Source organism: Streptomyces sp. NPDC057694, from assembly GCF_042799415.1.
Taxonomy (GTDB): Bacteria; Actinomycetota; Actinomycetes; order Streptomycetales; family Streptomycetaceae; genus Streptomyces.
The window spans coordinates 106004-124485 of record NZ_JBHVIX010000014.1 but is presented as its reverse complement, the minus strand read 5'-3'; the positions used below and the strand labels follow the sequence as shown (position 1 = coordinate 124485).

Below are 18482 nucleotides of genomic sequence, written 5' to 3'. Positions count from 1 at the left end.
TCCGTCAGTCAGCCTCCTCTGTCCGCCCGCCAGTCGGCCTCAGCCGGACTGATTCTGGGCTGGTGAGCAGCATGACGGCTCACACTGACAGCCTGTCAGGATCACAGGAACACAGGTTTGGAGATCCACAGAGGTGTCCGAAAAGCCACGGCATCCCCAGCCTCGCGGCATAGTGCACATCACCGGAGGATGCGGCCTGAGCTACCGCTGCACCTGTCCTTGACCACAAGAGCGACAGTCAGCGGTGGCCGGTAGATCACGCCTCATACTCCCTGCGGCACGAGAAATGCTCCGGCAGCCCTTCGGGTCCTGGAAGACTTGCGGGCTGACCGCAACCGAAGCGGCAGGAGCAGGATCGCTTGCGACGCATCAGCCGGAACCCCAGCCGGCTCGGCTTCCCGGAGCGGCCGGCCATGGACTGGGCGGAGCTGCTGTCCAACGGCGCGCTGTGGCCGCGGCTGAGCGAGTTCCCGGACATCCCGGCGGGCGCGGCCCTCTCACACGTGGTGGTGGCCGCCGAAGGCGGTCCGGTAGAGGTCGCGCCCGGGCCTGTCGCCGAGCTGCTGCCCGCGGGGCAAGACCCGAAGCGGCTGGACCTGGCGGGCCGGAGCTCGGTGAGCCGGCCGCCGAGCTGCTGTTGGTGCCGGTGCATCCGCAGACCGGTGAGACGTGGCAGCCAAGCGGCGGCGCCCGTCGAGGCCACGCTCTGGGCCGAGTTGGACTTTCCCGCGCATCGCATGCGGCTGCCCGCGGTCGGCGGGCTGCCGACGGGCGTGGAGCGGGACGATCCGCTGCCACCGCACCCATGGTTGCCGTTCCGGCCGTCCGGCGATGCCTTCAGGTATGCGCTGGCGCGGATTCCCGTTGTTCGGGAGCCGTGGCTGCGGGCGATCCACGACCGCGGCTACTGACCCGTCAGAAGGCCTGGCAGATCCAGCTGTTGGATTCCGGCGTCGAAGCGGATGACACACTGGGTGCTTCCGGTCCGCGAGGACCGGAGCGCTCCCTATACCTCGGATGTGACGTCCGGATCCCTCAGCCTCTTCATCAGCTCCGCGATGACCTCGCGGTCCCGCATCTCATCGCTGTACGGGCCCGGAGCGGCGGTCTCCTCGCGAGGCACGAAGTACGGCACGTCAGGGAACCTGGCGAACCGGTCGACGAGCCCCTTGACCGCGGCAAAGTTCTCGGCGTGCTCATCGCCCGCGCTGCCGTCGTAGCCCTGGTCCAACAGGAACCGCAGCAACGTGGTCGGCGGCTCCGCGTCGAAGAAGGAATCGTCTCCGCCAACGACTTGACGGAGCCCGTCGAGCGCGCATTCCACGAGAGCCTCCAACTCCGAACCGCTCAGCAAGCCCCCGGGAATCTGCCCCAGGGCTTCATGGAGGCGGATGGCCTCCCACCAGTCCCCGGCCTCCACGTGTTCCGCCAGATCCCGCCGGATCCCGTCCACCACCTCACCGGCGAAGCGCTCCACGGACCGCTGGGCGATCAGCCGACTGCCATCCATGGCGTCCATCAGACTGGCGAGGTGCTCGACGTGCTCGTCGTGCCAGGGACCCAGCTCCAATTCCTTGACGACGTACGCCGCCAGCAGTGCGGAGTCCATCAGCTCGGCGGTCTCGAGGACCCACTGGAGGTGCGACGCCTCGGACTCGTCCCCGGGAGAGGAAGACCACTCGACGAAGTGCGCCGTCTCCACCACCGCGGCCGCCGTTCGTTCGTCTTCCGACTTGAGCTGCGCGAGGATGCCGGCCCCGTCCGCCATACGTGACGCATCGACCAGGCTGCGGATCTGCCCCGGGTCGACTAGCGAGCCAAGGAGCGCCGCCATCGGGGCCCGGCCGGCGTCGAGATGGAAGCGGAGGTAATCCGCGATCGACGGATTGTGGAAGGACACCCCGTACTGATCGACAGCGACCATCGTGCCATCCAGCACCTGCAGCGCCCTGCGAAAGGTCCGGGCGTCCGCCTCGAGCCCCCGCTCCTTGCGGTACCTGGTCCAGGATTCGTTGAGCGTGTCCAGTGTGGCCGTGCGCAGGGTGAAGAGAACTTCGAGCAGATGCACCGCCTCGTCGGTCAGATCGTTCTCCACGATCCGTTCCCAGATGCGCCGGGGATCGTCGAGGTTCTTCAGTACGGCAGCGGCGACGTCCTGCTCCCGCCGGGCGGCGAGCCGGAGCGTCTCCTCGATCAGCCGGGGACTGAAGTTGCGGTGCTCGACGATGGGCCGCCACACCACTGGATCGGCGAACGGCCACTTCCGCTCGGCGGGCACCTGCGCGTAGTGGACGTGGTTGTAGAGGATCTGCCCCCTGACGCCGAGGCTCAGATCAGTGAGGTGGACGACGCTGGTCGCGTCCGAAACGTCCGGGGCGCCGATCCTCTCGTGCTTCTGGCGGGCGTGTTCCAGGATGTAGTCACGGGTCGTCATCACCAGGGCCTTGTCCGGGGCCTCCTGGATTTCCCGGATGATGTCGATGAGGCGGGCGTCCTCGTTCTTGTTGAGCTGGGACTCCAGCGTCGTCTGGCCCAGGAAGTCGTCGTACAGAAACAGTTGGAGCGTGCCCTCGCGCCACAGCGCGGTGATCTCCTCGGCGTCCTTCGAGATCTCGTGCACCTCGTACCCGTTGCCCAGGAGCCACGCCGCGAGCATCAGGGCCACCGTCGTCTTTCCCACACCCGGAATCCCGTTGATGACGCAGACCCGCTGATCGTCCAGGATGGCCTTCGCCCGGTCGAAGCCCTCGTGCGGAACGAAGGTGTCCGCCGCGCGCGGTATCCGCTTGCGCAGCCAGGACGAGCGTACGTACTTCTCCTGGTTCAGCACCGTCTGCAGTACGGCGGTGCCGCTCAGCCAGAGACGAAAGTGGCGCCGGACCAGCTCGGGTCTGCTGCGCAGCTCGGCGACGATCTCCTCCAGACCGTAGAGGTCACCGGTGGTGTGGACGTAAGGAGCGAACGCCTCGCGGATCCCGGCCTTGCCGTCTACGGTCAGGCCGACGCTCGTGGCGATGAGATACCGGTCCGGCTTCAGTGCGACGACCTTGGGGAGTTCGTCCTTGATCAGGCGCTTCGTCAGCGTCGCCTGCGTGGCCCTGGGCCAGTGCTTGCACTGGACGACCGTCGTGGTTCCGTCCGCCGCCATGTGGCGCAGATCGATCCCCCGGTCCCGGCCGCGCGGGAAGAGCTCCAGCGGCACGCCGAGAATCTCCCCGAACAGATCCCGGCAGACGACCTCGAAGTCATGGTCCGTCAATCGTCCCAAATCGAAAGAATCCATGCCGCCCTCGCAGAAACGCAGTGGTGCCATCCGGCCCCTATTCTCACCGGCCGACCCGGCGCGCAGCGACGCCGACTGAGGCCTGCCCACTGCTTCTCACGCGGCCGTAGTCTCCTCCTGGTGCGCCCTCGGGAACCGCACCCAGCAGGCACGCGGGGCGACGCACCGTCGGCCGGGTGCGCGTAACGGCCGCCCGACGGCCGTTGAGATACTGCGTCCGCCTGAGCAAGGAGGCTTGTGTGATCATTTTCGACACGAACGCGGTGAACCAACTGTCACCGTCAAGTCCGCGCGCTGACCTCATTCGGAAACTGCGGCAGTCCAAACATCATCGGGTCGCTGTGCCCTGGATGGTGCTGGAGGAGATGGCCGCCCACCAGACTCGCCTCTACCCCGAGAAATACAACGCGGTATTGAACAGCATGACGAAGTTGCGTGATTTTCTTCCCTGGGAGCCGGAGACCTCTCTGGAGCCGCTGGGCCTGGAACGCCTTCTCGATCACTGGCGTGATGCCTACAGCAAGATCTTCGAGGTGATTGAGACCAGTGACGCGGCCATTCGCAGGGGGTTCCAGCGTGAAGCCATGGCGCTTCCTCCCGCAAAGCGCAACAAAGATCATTCCGAGGGAGGCCGCGATGCAGCGATCTGGTTCTCTGTCCTGGAGTTCCTTGAGCAGAACCCGGATGAACAAGTCTGGTTCGTCACGAACAACAGCAAGGACTTCGGCGATGGGTCGGCCTACCGGTATCCCATGGATGAGGACGTCCGCGGTCTGGAGCACCGTCTCACCGTGCTCCAGGACTTCGACCAGATCGTCTCCCACTTCACCAAAGAAGTGTCAGGAGCGGACGCGGAGGCTGCCGCGGCCGAACTGCTGCAGTCTGTAGCCGTTCGAAACCGTGTGGCGCAGACGGCAATGGACCTCACTTCACTCACCGGCTTCGCAGGTCTTGGCGACGCAGATACGACGCAGGAGTGGTACGCGTGGCTTGCCCAGCCTGAGGTGCAGTTCCTCAGTGTCAGAGACGTCAAAGGCCATGAGATCGAGGGCGACGTCTGGTACACAGCCACCGCACGATGGTTGCTATACGGACTGGCTGTTGACGAGGTAGAAGCACCGGTCGGTTACATCGCGTGCGAGTGGCCAATGAAAGTTCTATTCTCCGCTCGCGACAACGAGACGCCAACCCTTCTCACTTCGGAGGAGCCCTCGCCCCCGGATACCGGCGACGAGTCGTGCATGAAGGTTCTGCAGGCGCTCAAGAAACAGGTCGCCGACATCGTGGCGGGCGCCAAGCGCAGGGCTTCGGGTGTTCACACCCCAGCTGAACGACTGCTCGCCGAGCAGCTTGCGAAGCAGATCGCCGCTCAACGAGCACTGCTCGACGGCCCCGCACAGCGCCTCGCCCGCCAGTTCGCTGCCCAGAACGCAGCACTGCTCGACGGCCCCGCGCAACGCCTCGCCCGCCAGTTCGCTGCCCAGAACGCAGCACTGCTCGACGGCCCCGCGCAACGCCTCGCCCGCCAGTTCGCGGACGCCCTGCCCAAGCTGGACCTCGCCGTTGACTTGCACCAGCCAAGCGATCGCGACACCGCCGATGATGAAGAAGCCGAGCAGTCGGACTCGTGCGATGCCCCGGAATCCAGCACAGCCGAGACGAAGGACGCCCCCGTAGACGAGTGACCACCGAGTCGCCGCGGGCCAGCGCGTGACGTGTTGACGCTGGTGGTGTGGGTCGCAACTGTCCGACGTGCGTCCCACCATCTCGCGGCTGTCCCCGCACCGGCGGCCGAACATGCCGCCTGCCTCTGGGGGGGGGCGGATGGCTGCCCCTGCCGCCAGCGCCCGTGCAGCACGGAGGTCACATTGACTTCGCCGGAGAACGCGAAGGCGGGCGCGTCCGGGCCAGACATGGTCCTGGCGACAAGGCTTAGAACTCCTAAGAGAGTGCGAGATTCTTAAGTCGCCGCCAGCAGATGATGCCGCAGGCGAGGCTGAGGAAGGCTTCGTGAATGTCATCGCGGATCTCCCAGCGGATGCGTAACCGCCGGAACCAATGCAGCAGGGCGAGGCTCTGCTCGACGACCCATCGGTGGGTGCCCAGGCCGCTTCCGTGCTCAGTGCCGCTGTGGGCTATGGCTGGCATGATGCCGAGCGCCTGGACTTGCCGCCGGTAGAGGTTGTGGTCGTAGCCGCGGTCGGCGAAGAGCATCCGCGGTCGTCGGCGAGGTCGCCCGCGACGGCCGCGCACTGGTGGAACAGCTCGGATCAACGGCAGAAGCTGTGTGCCGTCGTTGCGGTTGCCGCCGGTCAGAGCGATGGCCAGCGGAATGCCGTGTGCTTCGGTGATCACGTGGTGCTTGGAGCCTGGTCGGGCACGATCGACCGGGCTCGGCCCGGTTTTGGGCCGCCCTTCATCGCCCGCACGTGCGAGCTGTCGATCACCGCCCTGGACCAGTCCAGGGCGCCGGCGGCATGCAGTTCGGCCAGCAGCGACTCGTGCAGACGCTGCCACACTCCGGCCTCGTTCCAGTCCCGCAGGCGGCGCCAGCACGTCATGCCGGAACCGAATCCGAGCTCCTGCGGCAAGAACTCCCAGGGGATGCCGGTGTAGAGAACGAACAGGATCCCGCACAGCACCTACGGTCGTCCAGCCGCTTGCGCCCCGGGTGATGCATGCGGCGCGGCACGACCGGCAGCAACGGCTCGATCCGCGCCCACAACTCATCCGACACGATCCACGGAGGTAACTCACCCCGCCTCATGCACGATTAACACCCCGCCGGATACCTACGTTCCAGCGGATCAATCGCCAAATTGTTAGGAGTTGTTAGACGGCGCGCGCCGCCTGACCGCGTTCCGGTGATCACCCGACAAAGCCGGTGCGGAGACTGTCGGGTGACCGGGGCAGGTATCCACGCACGATGGGGGCATGGATGACACGACCTTGGTTGCCCGTTTCCTCCGCGACGGTTTCGTGAAGTTGGAGGGCGCCGTCGCGCCGCGTGTGGCCGCGGACTGCGCGCGGCTGCTGTGGCGCGAGACGGGCTGCGACCCGGACGACCCGTCGACGTGGACGCAGCCCGTGCACTGGGTGGCCGGCATGGCTCAGGGACCGTTTGCCGCCGCTCCCAACTCCCCGTCCCTGCAGCGCGCGTACGACCTGCTCGTCGGCGCTGGACGCTGGGAGCCGCGCTACTCGCTGGGCACGTTCCCGCTGCGCTTCCCGCACAAGGAGGAGCCGGACGACGCGGGCTGGCACATCGAGGGGAGCTATCTGCCGGAGGGCGAGAGCTGGTACTTCACGAATCTGCGCTCCCGGGGCCGGGCGCTGCTGATGCTGTTCCTGTTCAGTGAGACCGGTGAGGAGGACGCCCCGACCCGGATCCGGGTCGGCTCGCACCTCGATGTGCCGAAGGTGCTGGAGAGGTACGGGGAGGACGGGGCGAGCGGGCTGACCCTGGCCCCCGATCTGGTGGCGGCGTCCGACCACCGGCCACTCGCCCTCGCCACCGGATCCCCGGGCGACGTCTTCCTGTGCCATCCGTTCCTGGTGCATGCGGCGCAACCGCACCACGGGGTGCGGCCGCGCTTCATGGCGCAGCCGCCGCTGATGCCGGCCGCGCCGTACGAACTGGAGCGAGCCGACGGCGCGTACTCACCGGTGGAGATTGCGATCCGCCGGGGTCTAGGACGGGACACTCCCGGTCCGGACGGAGACGGCACCGACCGCAGCGCCGGATAGACGTGCTTCACGACCATCGCCGGCAAGGTGGTTGTCAGAAGGGAAAGAGAAAGGAGGCCGGGCATGCTGGAGCGGCTGAACCAGGCCATGGAGCACATCGAGGGCCAACTCGGCCAGGACCTTGACGTAAAGGAACTGGCACGCATCGCTGCCACCTCGGGGCACCACCTGCGCCGGATGTTCTCCGCGCTCACGGGAATGCCCCTGCTGGAGTACGTCCGGCGTCGTCGGCTCACCCTCGCGGGCGCCGAGGTACTCGCGGGACGTGAGACTTTGCTGGAGATCGCTGTGCGCTACGGCTACGGCTCCGGCGAGGCGTTCGCGCGAGCATTCCGTGCCATGCACGGCATCGGACCCGGCGAGGCCCGGCGTACCGGCACGGCACTCACCTCCCAGTCCCGGATGGCCTTCCGCCTCACCATTGAGGGGAGCAGCAGTATGCGATACCGCATCGCGGACAAGGCGGACTTCACCGTCGTCGGGCTCAAAACCCGGGTACCACTGGTGCATTCGGGTCCAAACCGGGTGATCATGGACTTTGTCCGTGGGATCGATCCCCGGACCCTGGAGCGCCTTGAGAAGTTGTCGGACCAGGAGCCGCAGGGCATCGTAGCGGTCTGCGACGGCATGGACCCTGGCCGCGCCGAGGGCACTTTCCTCGACTACCACCACGGCGTGATCACCTCCTCGGCCGCCCCGGAGGGCACGACCACGTTGGCGGTCCCGGCCGGCACGTGGGCGGTCTTCACCACCTCCGGGCCGGCGCCGCGGGCCATCCAGGAGCTGTGGAGGGACGTATTCACCGAGTGGTTCCCGTCGAACCCGTACCGCACCCGCACCGGCCCTGAGATCCTACGTGCCCGCCTGTCGCCGCAGAAGACCGAGGTCGACGCCGAACTGTGGCTAGCCGTGGAGCCTGAGCGCTGCTGAGTCAGCGGCACCCTGTCGAGCACTTCGACATTGTCCCTGCCTGTCGTTTAACGACAGGCAGGCGGGGCGTCCGATGAACCCGTGCAATCCCGGGGTTCGAGGCGGCGTGAATCCAATCAGATCCGATGGTGATTGCTGACAGGTTTTGACGACAGATAGGGTCCGATCCTCCGTACAGAAGGGGCTCCCTCGGTGGCGAACCTGGTCTTCAAGCGGGTTTCGACCGACCAGCAGTCCGCCACCCGGCAGGACCAGGTCCTGGCCGAGGCCGGGATCGAGGACCCGATTGTCTTCGAGGAGGACCCGGGCACCTCCAGCCGCCTCCACCCGCTCCAGCGACCGAAGTTCGGCGAACTGCTCACCTACGCGCGGCCGAGCGACACCGTGCACATCTCCGAGATGTTCCGCCTCGTGCGCGGCAACCAGCACATCCTCGACGTGCTCGACGTTCTCCACCGCGACCGCCTCGCCCTGCGCATCCACGACGGCGCTTTCTCCGCCATGGACCTCACCGCCCGCCACCCCCGCACCGGCAACCTGCTGTCCACCGTGAAGTTCATGGTGCAGATCCTCGCCGCCGCCGGCGAACTCCAGCGCGACCTCCAACGCGAGCTGACCTACGACGGACTGCGCGCCGCCGAGGCCAAGGGCGTGAAGGGCGGGCGCCGCCTTGGCCGTCGCGGCCACGACGTCCGCCGAAGTGCGCACCGCGTACCTCGAAGGCCGCTCCATCGCCGCCCTCGCCCGCGACCACCGGGTCAGCCGCGGCGCGATCCGGACCGCCGTCGCCGACCTCCTGCCCGAGCACACCGCCAGCGAGGAGGACGCGCCCACCCCAGAACTGCCGGTCGCCCTCGACATGCCCGGCAAGGTCCCCGACTGCCTCCGCACCACCGAGCTGGAGCCCGCCGAGCGCGCCGCGCTCGACCAGGGGACGACCGTACGGCGCGGCCAGGGGTACACCCTGCGAATCAGCGCCGTCCCCGCCGTACACCGTCAGCTCCTCGCCCGCTGCCAGCCGCTCGACGGCGGCCAGGGCGTCGCCGCCGTCCCGGCCCAGCGCAAAGCCCCCCGCGAGTACGAGAACCGGGTCGGCACGCTCACACCGTGACAATGATCGTTCTCAGCGCCAACCGCTGTACCCGATGTTCCCCAAGGCCGTTGAGCCCCGTGGGTTCAGGGAAACTGAAGCCTGTTCGGCGGGAACTCGCGGGTCGGTCCGTGTGCATCAGCTGGGCGTGTCCGTGGGTTCGGCTGGAACGTGGGGGTGGGCTGCGAGGCGGCGCGCTTCGGCGGTGACCTCGGCATCAACGTGGTCCACAGTTTCGTCGCCGTATTCGAGGACGTCGTACTCGTCATCGAGTTCGGCGAGCCGCTCAGTCAGTGGCAGCTCATGTCCGTAGCGCTGGTGAATGCGGACTGTGAACTCCCGAGGTGTCAGCTCACCCGCGAGCATGCGGCGTGCGAGCGCTCGGGCAGCGGCTTCTTGGCCGGCATCGCTGGCGACGGGATAAAAGGTGAGGCCGAGTTCGTTGAGTGCCTCAGGAAGCAACTCGTGGACGTCGTAGTCCGACTCGGCGCGTGTGCAGGCGGCGAGGACTCGAAGGCCGGGGGTGTCGAGTCCGGCGACGAGCGCCTCACAGGCGGCATTGACGACATCGCTCGCACGGATTTCCCCCATGCTCCAGAGGGCGGCATGGTCCTGTAGAGCGATTGCTGCTGCTTCGGTCGACGTCACTCGCCCATGATTCCCTCCACGGTGCGTCCTGGTCGAGCAGGTTTCATCGAAGTTGCTGTTCAGCGCCCTGTTTCAGCAGGGCTCGTGCGGAGTCCGCGTAGCGCATCGCTGTCTTCTCGTCGAGACCGAACACCTCGGCGAGATGGAGTGGATCGGGCCCGTGGGTCAGGGCCTCTTCGAGTTGCCGGTCGACGCGGAGCCGCTCCAGTATCGCGTCCTGCCCTCGCATTGAGGCGCTGATCCAGTGGTTACTGGCTCGGCTGGTCTTGGTGGCGGTCTGGTTGTTGATCAGCAGGTGGAGATTCGCGGTGTTCGGCCACCGGCTTCGCCGGTGCTCCAGCCAGTCCAGCAGCAGTTTCAGGGTGAGGTCGTCGAGGGGGCGGACGCGTCCGGCGATGGTCAGCCGACGGTTGCCAATGTCGAGGTCGTCGAGCATGAGGTTGGCGATCTGAGCGACCCGGGCCGCGTGGACCGCTGCGAGGGCGAGGATGAGCCGGGTCGCCGGGGTGGTGGCCGCCGCGACGGAGCGGTCGACCTGCTCTGGGGCGAGCGGTTGCAGCACGGCGTACTCGTATTGCCCGACCTTGATCCGACTGGTGGGGTTGCGGAAGATCAGCCCGCTCCGCTTGGCCCATGTGAACAGGGAGCGCAGGGCGACGAGTTGGTCGTGGCGCTGGTGGCCGTGCAGTGTCTTGATGTAGTTGAGGACGTCGTCGCGGGTCACCTCCCGCAGGTGGTCGTAGGGGTTCGACCATTCCAGCAGGGCCGGGCGGACTCGGTTGAGGTAGAGCCAGACCGTGCCTTCCCGTCGCGGGAGGCTGCGGGGGCCGCCGTCGCGCAGGACGCGGGTCCAGCGCTCGGCCTCCGAGCGGATGCCGGGTGCGAGACCCTCCAGCCTCTCGGCGAGCCAGCGTTCGAACGAGGGTTGGCTGTCGTCCTCGAAGATCCCCATCTGGTCCAGGACCGTGACGGTGTGGCTGACCGGCAGGTCCAGGGCCCGCAGCAGGGCGAAGATCTCCGTGTGCCGGATGACGTCGCCCTCGACATAGCCAGTGAGGACGAGGGCCAGGCCGCGGTTGACGGCGAAGCGGATGTTGCGTCCCCAGCCGCGGGTCTCGGCGAGCCAGATGCGCCAACTCAGACTCCACCGGTCCCTGCGCACCCCGCCCCCGCCGCCCCTCCAGCAGGACACCATCGACTACATCACCCGCGCCGTCACCTTCGTCGACGACGACCTCGAACTCCCCCTGCCCGAAGCGACGTTCGCGGCCCACATCCGTGCGCTCAACCGAAACAGCCCCGAGTGCCCACGACCCGACACACCACGCGCCGACAGCACCGCCAGACCCCAGCTACCACGCCGCAACCCCGGAACATCAGACCTCGCCCTGCGCACCACAGCCCGACGCACCCTCTCCCCCATCTCAAGCAGCCGAATCTGCACAGAGGTCACGCTCCGTTCGGTGACTGGCTAAGTGGGTGTTTGATCCTGATGTTTCACCCCGGGTTGCGAGCTTTGGGGTGTTCTAGGTGCCTCGCCAGGTAGGGGTGGACTCGCCGGTGAGGCGGCGGGCCATCAGGTCGATCATTCGGAGTTGGATGAGAGCGGCGGAGCGGGCGGGCAGGGTCTCGTAGTCGCGGGCGAGTCGGCGGAACATCATGAGCCAGCCGAAGGTGCGCTCGATGGTCCAGCGGCGGGGCAGCGGGACGAAGCCCCGACTGCCCGGGGCGCGTTGGACCACTTCTATGGCGATGCCGAGCCGGGCGGCGTGCTCGATGCAGGTGGTGCGGAAGGCGCTGTCGGCCCAGAGCGTGCGCAGCCGGGGGAAGCGGGCGTAGGCCGTGTCGAGCGCGCGGTGGTGGCGCGCGGCCCGCCAGTTCTCCAGCATCGGGCCGATCAGCCCCCAGCGCTCGTCCGAGAGGTCGGTGGGATAGGGCGCTCGCCGTGTCATGGTGCAGGCGTACCGCGGCCGCCGGCCGGCGGCCAGGCCATCGGGGTGGGGCGGCAGTCCCGGGACATCGTGGGATGAGACAGGCCGGGACTCATGAGACCGGCATTTGGGGCGGCTCAGGGGCCTCTTCAGGCGACAGGCGCACTACACGATTCGGCAGTCACGGGAGTAGTGACGGACAGACAGCTCATTCACTCGCAATCTCAGACCAAACGCCCACTAAGCCGGCCTGCAGCCTCAGTCTCCGAGGAACCACAGGTACAGGCCCTGTCCGTCAAGAACTACCTGACCCAGCTCGATCAGCTCGCGCGCGAACGCATCAGTTAGCACGCCTGCAGGCAGCCGCAGCACCTCCTCCAACAGGGTTGACACCTGCCGGTGGTTGAAAATGGTGTCCGCGTATGGCAACAGGTGTCCCAGCATTGGGAATGCTGACTGATCAAGATCAGCCAGCTCGGGACCCCAGACCACACCGTGCTTCGCGCGGGCCTCGATCGTGCCGTTCTCGCCTCGGACGTGGAGGTTAATCACGGTCAGACCCTATGACCTGAGCATCCGTCGGACAGAACCTAGCGCACCAGCGTCTCGCGCTCGTCGTCGGTCAACGTCACTTCGGGCCCCCGGCCGCCCCCGGCGCGCAATCCGCGCAAGGCTACACATATTCAACGAGCCACAGGCGCATCACACTAGGCATCGGAGTTGGCCCCCGCCTCGTCGGTCGCGTGGTGCTCGGTGAGGTGCGTCTGCGCTTCGGTGAGGGAATCGGCTTCGGCGCCGGCTCCGAGTCCAGTGACGGCCAGGTACGCCGCTGTCGCCGCGTCACTCCGGCCGGCGCCCAGGTGGGCTCGTGCGAGTCGGGCGAACGCGCGGCTTTCCAGTCCGGTGTTGCCGCTCCGGCGGGCGTCCTCGGCGGACAGGCTCAGCTGCTCGGCTGCCTCGTCCCACTGTTCCAAGGCGAGCAGTAGGTCGGCCAGCACGCCGCGTACGTTGACCCGGAAGTTGAGCAAGAAGGAGGGTTCGAATGGCTCGGCCGCTTCCTCGACGAAGGCGAGGGTCTGCCGGTGGGAATCGATCGCTTCCAGGGGGCGGTTGCCCGCGGCGAGCGCGAGGCCGCGTCCGACCATCGCGGCCACGGCGCCGTGGCGATCGCCGGTGCGGGAGAACAAGTCGGCGGCCAACCCGTTGTGTTCCGCCGCTGCGGTGTGCTCTCCGAGGCGGGCCAGTGCCGAGGCGCTGTAGGTGTGAGACCACCCCTGCTGCACCAAGTCTCCGGCTTCCCGGGCCACCTCCAGCGCCTGGGCCGCGCATTTCGCGCTCTCGTCGGCACGACCGTCGCAGATCTGCAGAGCCCATGCCAGATAGTTGAGCTGGGTTGCCTCAGCCAGTTGGTCCCCCTGGGCCCTGGCGGAGGAGGCGGCGGTCCGGAAGACCTCGGTCCAGTGACCCCAGAAGGCCCACCCGTCGGAGAACCAGTGCATGGCTTCGGCGGTGTCGACGACCAGGGCATGCTCGCCCGCGGCCGCTGCGCTCCGCAGGGCGCCGAGCCAGTTGTCGCCTTCGGACTGTAGCCACTGTCGTGCCTTGTCCCGGTCGGACAGGTCCGCGAGGAGCGGCTCTGTGGCCGGAGCGCCGTGCCGAGGCTCGTACCAGCGACCTGCCAGCATCGCGGTCTCGAGGAGCCAGTGACGCAGCGAGGTACTGGCGTTCTCTGCGTCGGACACGTTCTCCTCGTCCCTGAGCCTGATACCGGCGAAGAGGCGCAGAAGATCGTGGAGTCGATAACGATCGTTGACGGTGGCCAAGAGCCCGGTCTCGACCAGTTCCTCCAGGGCGTCTTCGGCATCGAAAAGATCCAGACCTGTCAGGATGCCCGCGCCCGCGGCGGATGTGTCGGGCCCGGGGACGAGCGCGAGCAGGCGGAAGAGCCGGGAGGCGAGGGGAGACAGCTGACGGTAGGAAAGGTCGAAGGCGGCGGCCACGCGGACATCGCCGGCGACCAGCGAGTCCAGTCGCCGTCCCTCCGCGGACAGCCGCTCGGCGAACCGCTCGGCGCTCCAGCCCGTGCGCGTGGCGAGCCAGTTGCCCGCGACCCGCAGTGCGAGGGGCAAGTTGCCGCACAGGGCGGCGATGCGCGCCACGGATGCGGCCTCGGCGCCGGCGCGTTCCGGGCCGAGGAGGTTGGCCAACATGGTCTCTGCCTCGGCCTGTGCGAGTTCGCCGAGAGGTACGCGGTGGACGTTGTCCAGACCGGTGAGCATGCGCCGGCTGGTGATGATCACCATGCTTTGGCCCGCTCCCGGCAGGAGCGGGCGCACCTGGGCCTCGTCCAGTGCATTGTCGAACACGAGCAGGCGCGGCTGCTCCGCCAGGACGTCCCGGTACAGCTCGGGATGGCCCTCGGGGCCGCTGCGGGCCAGATCGCGGTCAGGAACGCCGAACGCCTTGAGGCAGCGCAGGATCAGCTTCTCCGGGCCGGGCGGGTCTTCGTCCATGCCGCGCAGGTCCATAACGGTGCGGCCGGCGGGGAAGGGCCCGGCGAGTTCATGTGTGGCCTGGAGGGCGAGTGAGCTCTTGCCGATACCAGGAGCACCGGACACCGCGACGACGGGACAGTAACCGCTCCTGGCTGAGTCGGCGAGGGAGCGTATTCGGTCCAGTTCGGCGCGCCGGCCCACGAAGTCGTCGACACCGCGCGGAAGGCGACCGCCACCGGCCGACTCCCCGGTCGGCCTGGCGGCGCGCGCTGCCGCCAGCAGTTGAGCCCGGCCCGCGTCGTCCAGCCCCAGTCCCAGGGCCAGGGCGGCGATGGTGGACCGCTGGGGAACGGTGCGGCGCCCGCGTTCCAAGTCACCGATACCCCGGACGCTGAGTCCGGAGGACTCGGCCAGTTCCTCGATCGTCAGCGAGGCATCCTGACGCATACGGCGCAGCAGTTCTCCGAAGTTCGCCACAACGCTCTCCCTACGCTCGTCGCACGCGCGCCGGAGGGACGGGTGCACTTTCGAGTCCAGCGTAGTGACCGCAGACACGGACTCGGCACGCGGGGAGAGGAAGGGAACAGCCGGGGACGGTTGGCCGGGCGGAACGCGTCCCTGGGAGCGGTGGATGTCCACGGTTCGCGCCGCATCAGGGCGTCCGGAGCGTATAGCCGGTCTCTCCGAAGCCGTCCAGGCGGGCGGGTACATCTGCTCCCGGAGTACCGCCGGCCCGCGGCATAGCCTCTCCCGGTGCGGCTGTCCGGCCTGGCGGCCTGAGCACTGCGGCCGCCTGCGACGGTCGGGAGTCCGGGCGGACAGGCCGGCCATGGCCGCCGCATCGATGCCAGGCCGGTGGGCCGGAACCTCCACGTTCGGGGTGCCTCGCCGTTCGTTGCCCGGAAGGCGAGGCTGGAGTGGCGGGCAGTCGACCCTTCGCAGGCCTCTCGAAGATCGTTCCCACCGAGATTTCCCATGCTCCTTCCACCAGCACCCACAGTTCGTACCGCACGGTCGGGACAGCATGATCAGATCGCCTTGCCCTCGTTGTGCGCTTCCAGGGCGGACAGAGCGTCCCTGAGGCCTCCTCGCGACGTGATGTACAGCTTGGGATAAACCCTGTAGAGGTGCGCACCAACGGTGCGGTGCGAGAGGAAGAGCCTCTCGGCGATCTGCTTGTTCGTCATGCCCGACGCCGCCAGTTCCACGATCTCCCGCTCGCGGGGCGTGAGCTGAGCCTGCTCTTCACCTCTGATCGGAGTCGGTGAACCCGCCGCGCGCAACTCACTCGCCGCGCGCCTGACCCAGGCATGGGCTCCCAGTCGCCGAAAGGTTCTGAGCGCGGATTCAAGCGGCTCCTTGCAGCGCGGTATCTCCCCGGAACGCCTCAGCCGCTCTCCCAGCGCCAGTTGCACCCGGGCCTGGTCGAACGGCCACGCGGCAACCGACGGCGAGGACAACGTCTGTTCGAGTTGGCGTAGGGCCTCTGTGTCGTCCTCGGTCGCGAGCGCGCCAGCAGCACCTGCGAGCATCGCCAGCCGCACAGAGAGCGCCTCGACGCTCGATGCGCGCACTGCCCGCACGTGTGCGACCGCCTCCTCCGTGCGCTGGGTGCGAAGGGCAGACTCGACGAAGTCGAAGAACAGCCGACAGGCGACCTGTGAGTCGGCCAGCTCCCCAGCCCGACTCACCGCACTCGCGTGCCGAAACGCCTCCTCGAACTCTCCGTTCGCAACGTGGGCCAGCACGCGGACGTGCTGGGCGTACTGAACGATGCCTCGCAGGCCGCGCGGGGACGCCCAGTCCAGCATGCGGTCGGCGAGAGAGTGGGCTGTGTCGGTGTCGCCGCGTGAAGCCGACACCAGGCCCTTGCTGTAATGGAAATACCAGGAGAAGAAGCCGTACCCGGTGTCCTCGCACAGCTCGAGGCCTTCGTCGGACAGTTCCTCGGTTTCTGTCCATCGCCCGCTGTAGTAGGCGTCGAGACTCAGATGCAGCAACCCTGCGAGGTGCCTGCGCAGGGAGCCGCCGGTACGGCCGATCTTGACCACCCGCCAGGACGATGCCCGGACCGCCGCCAGCCGGTCGGAGGCAACGGCGATCGTTCCGATGCGCACGATCTGGCCTGGATCGGCCTCCGTCGCCGCATCGTCGAAGATCCGCTCGAGCTGGGTCAGCGTCGCCGGCCCGACTCCGGCAGGGTCAGTGTGCAGCCGGCCGAGGACGGACAGCAGAGCCGGGGATTGCGGACGAAGTCGCGAGAGCGCTGTGTGGAAGGGCGCCCACAGCTCTGGCCTGCCCGCGTATACGCACAGGAGGGAGAGCAGGTGGAGTGCGTCGATGAGGGCGCCGTCGTCGGCGTCGTAGCCATGGGCACCTTCCTCGATGGCGGCGACGAGGATGCGGTGGGCGGCGATCACGTCGCCGTCGCTGTTGAGCATCAGAAGGACCTTGGCGGCGGTGGAATGCAACGACGTGTCCAGCTCGGGATCGGCCTGCCGTGCGACCTCCAGCATTTCCGAGGCGCTGTGAAAGGCTCCGGTGGCTTCGGCGCCGAGGTACGCGGCCTGTGCGAGCCGGCGGCCACGGTCCGCGTTGAGGGGGCTGAGTTCGGCGGCGCGTACGAGCGCAGAGACGGCGGTCGCGGCGTTGCCTCGGTGGAGGATGCGATGCGCGGCATCCTCCAGGAGTTTGGCCACACCCTCGTCGGGCTCGAGTGTGGCCTCACCCAGGTGCCAGGCTCGGGACTCGGGCTGATTCACCAACGCCTGCGCCAGAAACTCGTGAGCCGTCCGGCGCTCGTCGCTGGTGAACGCTTCGACCACGGCCGATTGAATCAGCGGGTGCTGGAAAACCAGACGGCGGGTGCTCTGGTCCACGCACACGAGTTGGTCATGTTCGGCGGGGGCCAGTTCCTCAAGGGCGGAGAAGACGCCCATGGCCCTGGCAGCGGCCTGGAGGATGCCGAGATCGAGACTGCCTTCGAGGACGGCCAGCAGGAGCACGGTCTGCGTCGCGCGCGGCAGGGCACGGACGCGGGACACGTAGAGGGACTGGAGCCGCTGGCTGAGCGGCAGGACGGCCGGAGCTGTCTCCAGGGTCTCGCTGCGGCCGGCCCGCAGCGCGTCGGGCAGTTCGACAAGGGCGAGCGGATTGCCCTGAGCGGCCTCCAGGACACGGCGACGGATCTGTCTGCCGAGGCCGGGCGAGCACGAGTCGACAAGGCAGGTGGCCGACTTGGAGTCGAGTGGACGCAGTTCGTGGATCGGCAGACCGCTGGTCTCGAAGAAGCTGTCACCGCCTGAGCGCATCGCCCCCAGGAAGCTGACGGGAGTGCCGGATATGCGCCGAGCGATAAATCCGAAGGCGGCTGCGCTCACCCGGTCGAGCCGTGGCAGGTCATCGACGACCAGGACAACCTGCCTCTCGGACGCTGCAGCCTGCAGCACGGTCAGTGCGGCGGTGAAGACCATGAGGCGCTGAGGTGGCCGGCCGCCGCCGAAGCCGAGGGCGACTCGTAGGGCGTCGCGGTGTTCGCCGCCCACAGCGTCGATTGTGTCCCTGAGGGGAAGAAGTGCCTGGTTAAGTGCCGCGTAGCTGACATCCGCCTCGGACTGTACGCCGGCCACACGCAGTACGCGCGCACCGGAGTCCGCGGCGGATCGCGCAAGCGCCTCCAGGAGCGTCGACTTGCCGACGCCGGGATCCCCGGAAAGCACCAGGGATCCGCCGGAGTTTTCGTCGCCGAGGACTTGGGAGACACGCTCCAGGTCATCGTCCCGCCCGATCAGGAGATCCGCCCTCATGGTCTGCGGCGGGAGGGGAGCCGAGACCGGACCGATGCGGGCGGTCAGGGCCCGGGGGGCGGCGCTGGGGCGGCGCGCCGCGGGTGTCGGCCGGATGTCCACGAAACCCGCGGTCGGGTCGGTGGGCGGGTGAAGGATCGTGGGAAGGGCGACGGGTACGGTCACATCAGCCTCGGCGATTCGTGGGATGAACCCGGCACCGCGCGGGGGCGGTGCGGTCACGGGTCTGTGCTCTGGTGACCACCAGCCAACAGCCGGACTGATGGAAGTCCCAGGAGCATCAACAGGCAGAACTCGCGTGTGCCGGAGGTGCCTGTCGAACCGCCGACTTGACGGTCTCGCCCACGGCGGGCGCCGTGCCATCAGCGATTCCGTCCGAGGGATCTCGTCCAAGGGGGACGTCGAGCCGGTGGGGAGATCCGGGTGGCAGACCCGCCCGGCTTCGAGATGGCCGACCTGTAGCAGGTGCCGAGGCGACCGGAGTCCGCATGGCCGCCGCCATGGGTGTGGACACCGTGGCCTGGCGCGAACGGTTCGGGGCGATTCCGTTGA

12 protein-coding genes and 2 pseudogenes are annotated in these 18482 nt (G+C 67.9%); 6 read left to right on the top strand and 8 right to left on the bottom strand.

Going from position 1 to position 18482, the window contains the following annotated elements:
• Positions 1-359 precede the first annotated feature (359 nt).
• A complete protein-coding gene (locus tag ACFVDP_RS27300; RefSeq protein WP_383494892.1) occupies positions 360-911 on the top strand; it encodes a hypothetical protein in 552 nt (183 codons plus the stop codon).
• A gap of 95 nt (positions 912-1006) precedes the next feature.
• On the opposite strand, the gene ACFVDP_RS27295 is transcribed toward ACFVDP_RS27300, so the two are convergent.
• Positions 1007-3268 (bottom strand): restriction endonuclease, encoded by a 2262-nt coding sequence (locus ACFVDP_RS27295; RefSeq protein ID WP_383494889.1) that lies wholly within the window; start codon positions 3266-3268, stop codon positions 1007-1009.
• Between the two features lie 254 nt (positions 3269-3522).
• On the opposite strand from ACFVDP_RS27295, the gene ACFVDP_RS27290 reads away from it, so the two are divergent.
• The gene (locus ACFVDP_RS27290; protein WP_383494886.1) at positions 3523-4968 is read left to right on the top strand and encodes a PIN domain-containing protein; all 1446 of its coding nucleotides are present in this window, start codon (positions 3523-3525) and stop codon (positions 4966-4968) included.
• Positions 4969-5224: 256 nt separating this feature from the next.
• On the opposite strand, the pseudogene ACFVDP_RS27285 reads toward ACFVDP_RS27290, so the two are convergent.
• Positions 5225-6050 (bottom strand): annotated as a pseudogene (locus tag ACFVDP_RS27285) (IS5 family transposase).
• A gap of 167 nt (positions 6051-6217) precedes the next feature.
• On the opposite strand from ACFVDP_RS27285, the gene ACFVDP_RS27280 reads away from it, so the two are divergent.
• The 4 genes and pseudogenes from ACFVDP_RS27280 to ACFVDP_RS27265 all read left to right on the top strand — a co-directional run bounded on the left by ACFVDP_RS27280 (position 6218) and on the right by ACFVDP_RS27265 (position 9071).
• Entirely contained in the window at positions 6218-7030 is an 813-nt protein-coding gene (locus ACFVDP_RS27280) for a phytanoyl-CoA dioxygenase family protein (RefSeq protein WP_383494883.1), read from the top strand.
• A gap of 63 nt (positions 7031-7093) precedes the next feature.
• Positions 7094-7960, top strand: coding sequence for a GyrI-like domain-containing protein (locus tag ACFVDP_RS27275; RefSeq protein WP_383494880.1), 867 nt, complete (start codon positions 7094-7096; stop codon positions 7958-7960).
• 192 nt (positions 7961-8152) lie between these two features.
• Positions 8153-8554, top strand: a pseudogene (locus ACFVDP_RS27270) (recombinase family protein); the annotation flags it as partial.
• A gap of 76 nt (positions 8555-8630) precedes the next feature.
• The gene (locus tag ACFVDP_RS27265) at positions 8631-9071 is read left to right on the top strand and encodes a resolvase (protein WP_383494877.1); all 441 of its coding nucleotides are present in this window, start codon (positions 8631-8633) and stop codon (positions 9069-9071) included.
• Between the two features lie 117 nt (positions 9072-9188).
• On the opposite strand, the gene ACFVDP_RS27260 is transcribed toward ACFVDP_RS27265, so the two are convergent.
• From ACFVDP_RS27260 to ACFVDP_RS27235, 6 genes are all read right to left on the bottom strand, one after another.
• Positions 9189-9698: a hypothetical protein gene (locus ACFVDP_RS27260; protein ID WP_383494874.1), complete on the bottom strand. Its 510-nt coding sequence runs from the start codon at positions 9696-9698 to the stop codon at positions 9189-9191.
• A 43-nt stretch (positions 9699-9741) separates the two neighbouring features.
• Positions 9742-10860 carry a hypothetical protein gene (locus tag ACFVDP_RS27255; RefSeq protein ID WP_383494871.1) on the bottom strand — a complete coding sequence of 373 codons (1119 nt, stop codon included), beginning with the start codon at positions 10858-10860 and terminating at the stop codon, positions 9742-9744.
• Between the two features lie 364 nt (positions 10861-11224).
• On the bottom strand, positions 11225-11650 hold the full coding sequence (locus tag ACFVDP_RS27250; RefSeq protein WP_383494868.1) for a transposase: 426 nt from the start codon (positions 11648-11650) through the stop codon (positions 11225-11227).
• Between the two features lie 237 nt (positions 11651-11887).
• A complete protein-coding gene (locus tag ACFVDP_RS27245; RefSeq protein WP_383494866.1) occupies positions 11888-12181 on the bottom strand; it encodes a hypothetical protein in 294 nt (97 codons plus the stop codon).
• Between the two features lie 155 nt (positions 12182-12336).
• Positions 12337-14601 (bottom strand): ATP-binding protein, encoded by a 2265-nt coding sequence (locus ACFVDP_RS27240; RefSeq protein WP_383494863.1) that lies wholly within the window; start codon positions 14599-14601, stop codon positions 12337-12339.
• A 551-nt stretch (positions 14602-15152) separates the two neighbouring features.
• Positions 15153-18152 carry an ATP-binding protein gene (locus tag ACFVDP_RS27235; protein ID WP_383494860.1) on the bottom strand — a complete coding sequence of 1000 codons (3000 nt, stop codon included), beginning with the start codon at positions 18150-18152 and terminating at the stop codon, positions 15153-15155.
• Positions 18153-18482 lie beyond the last annotated feature (330 nt).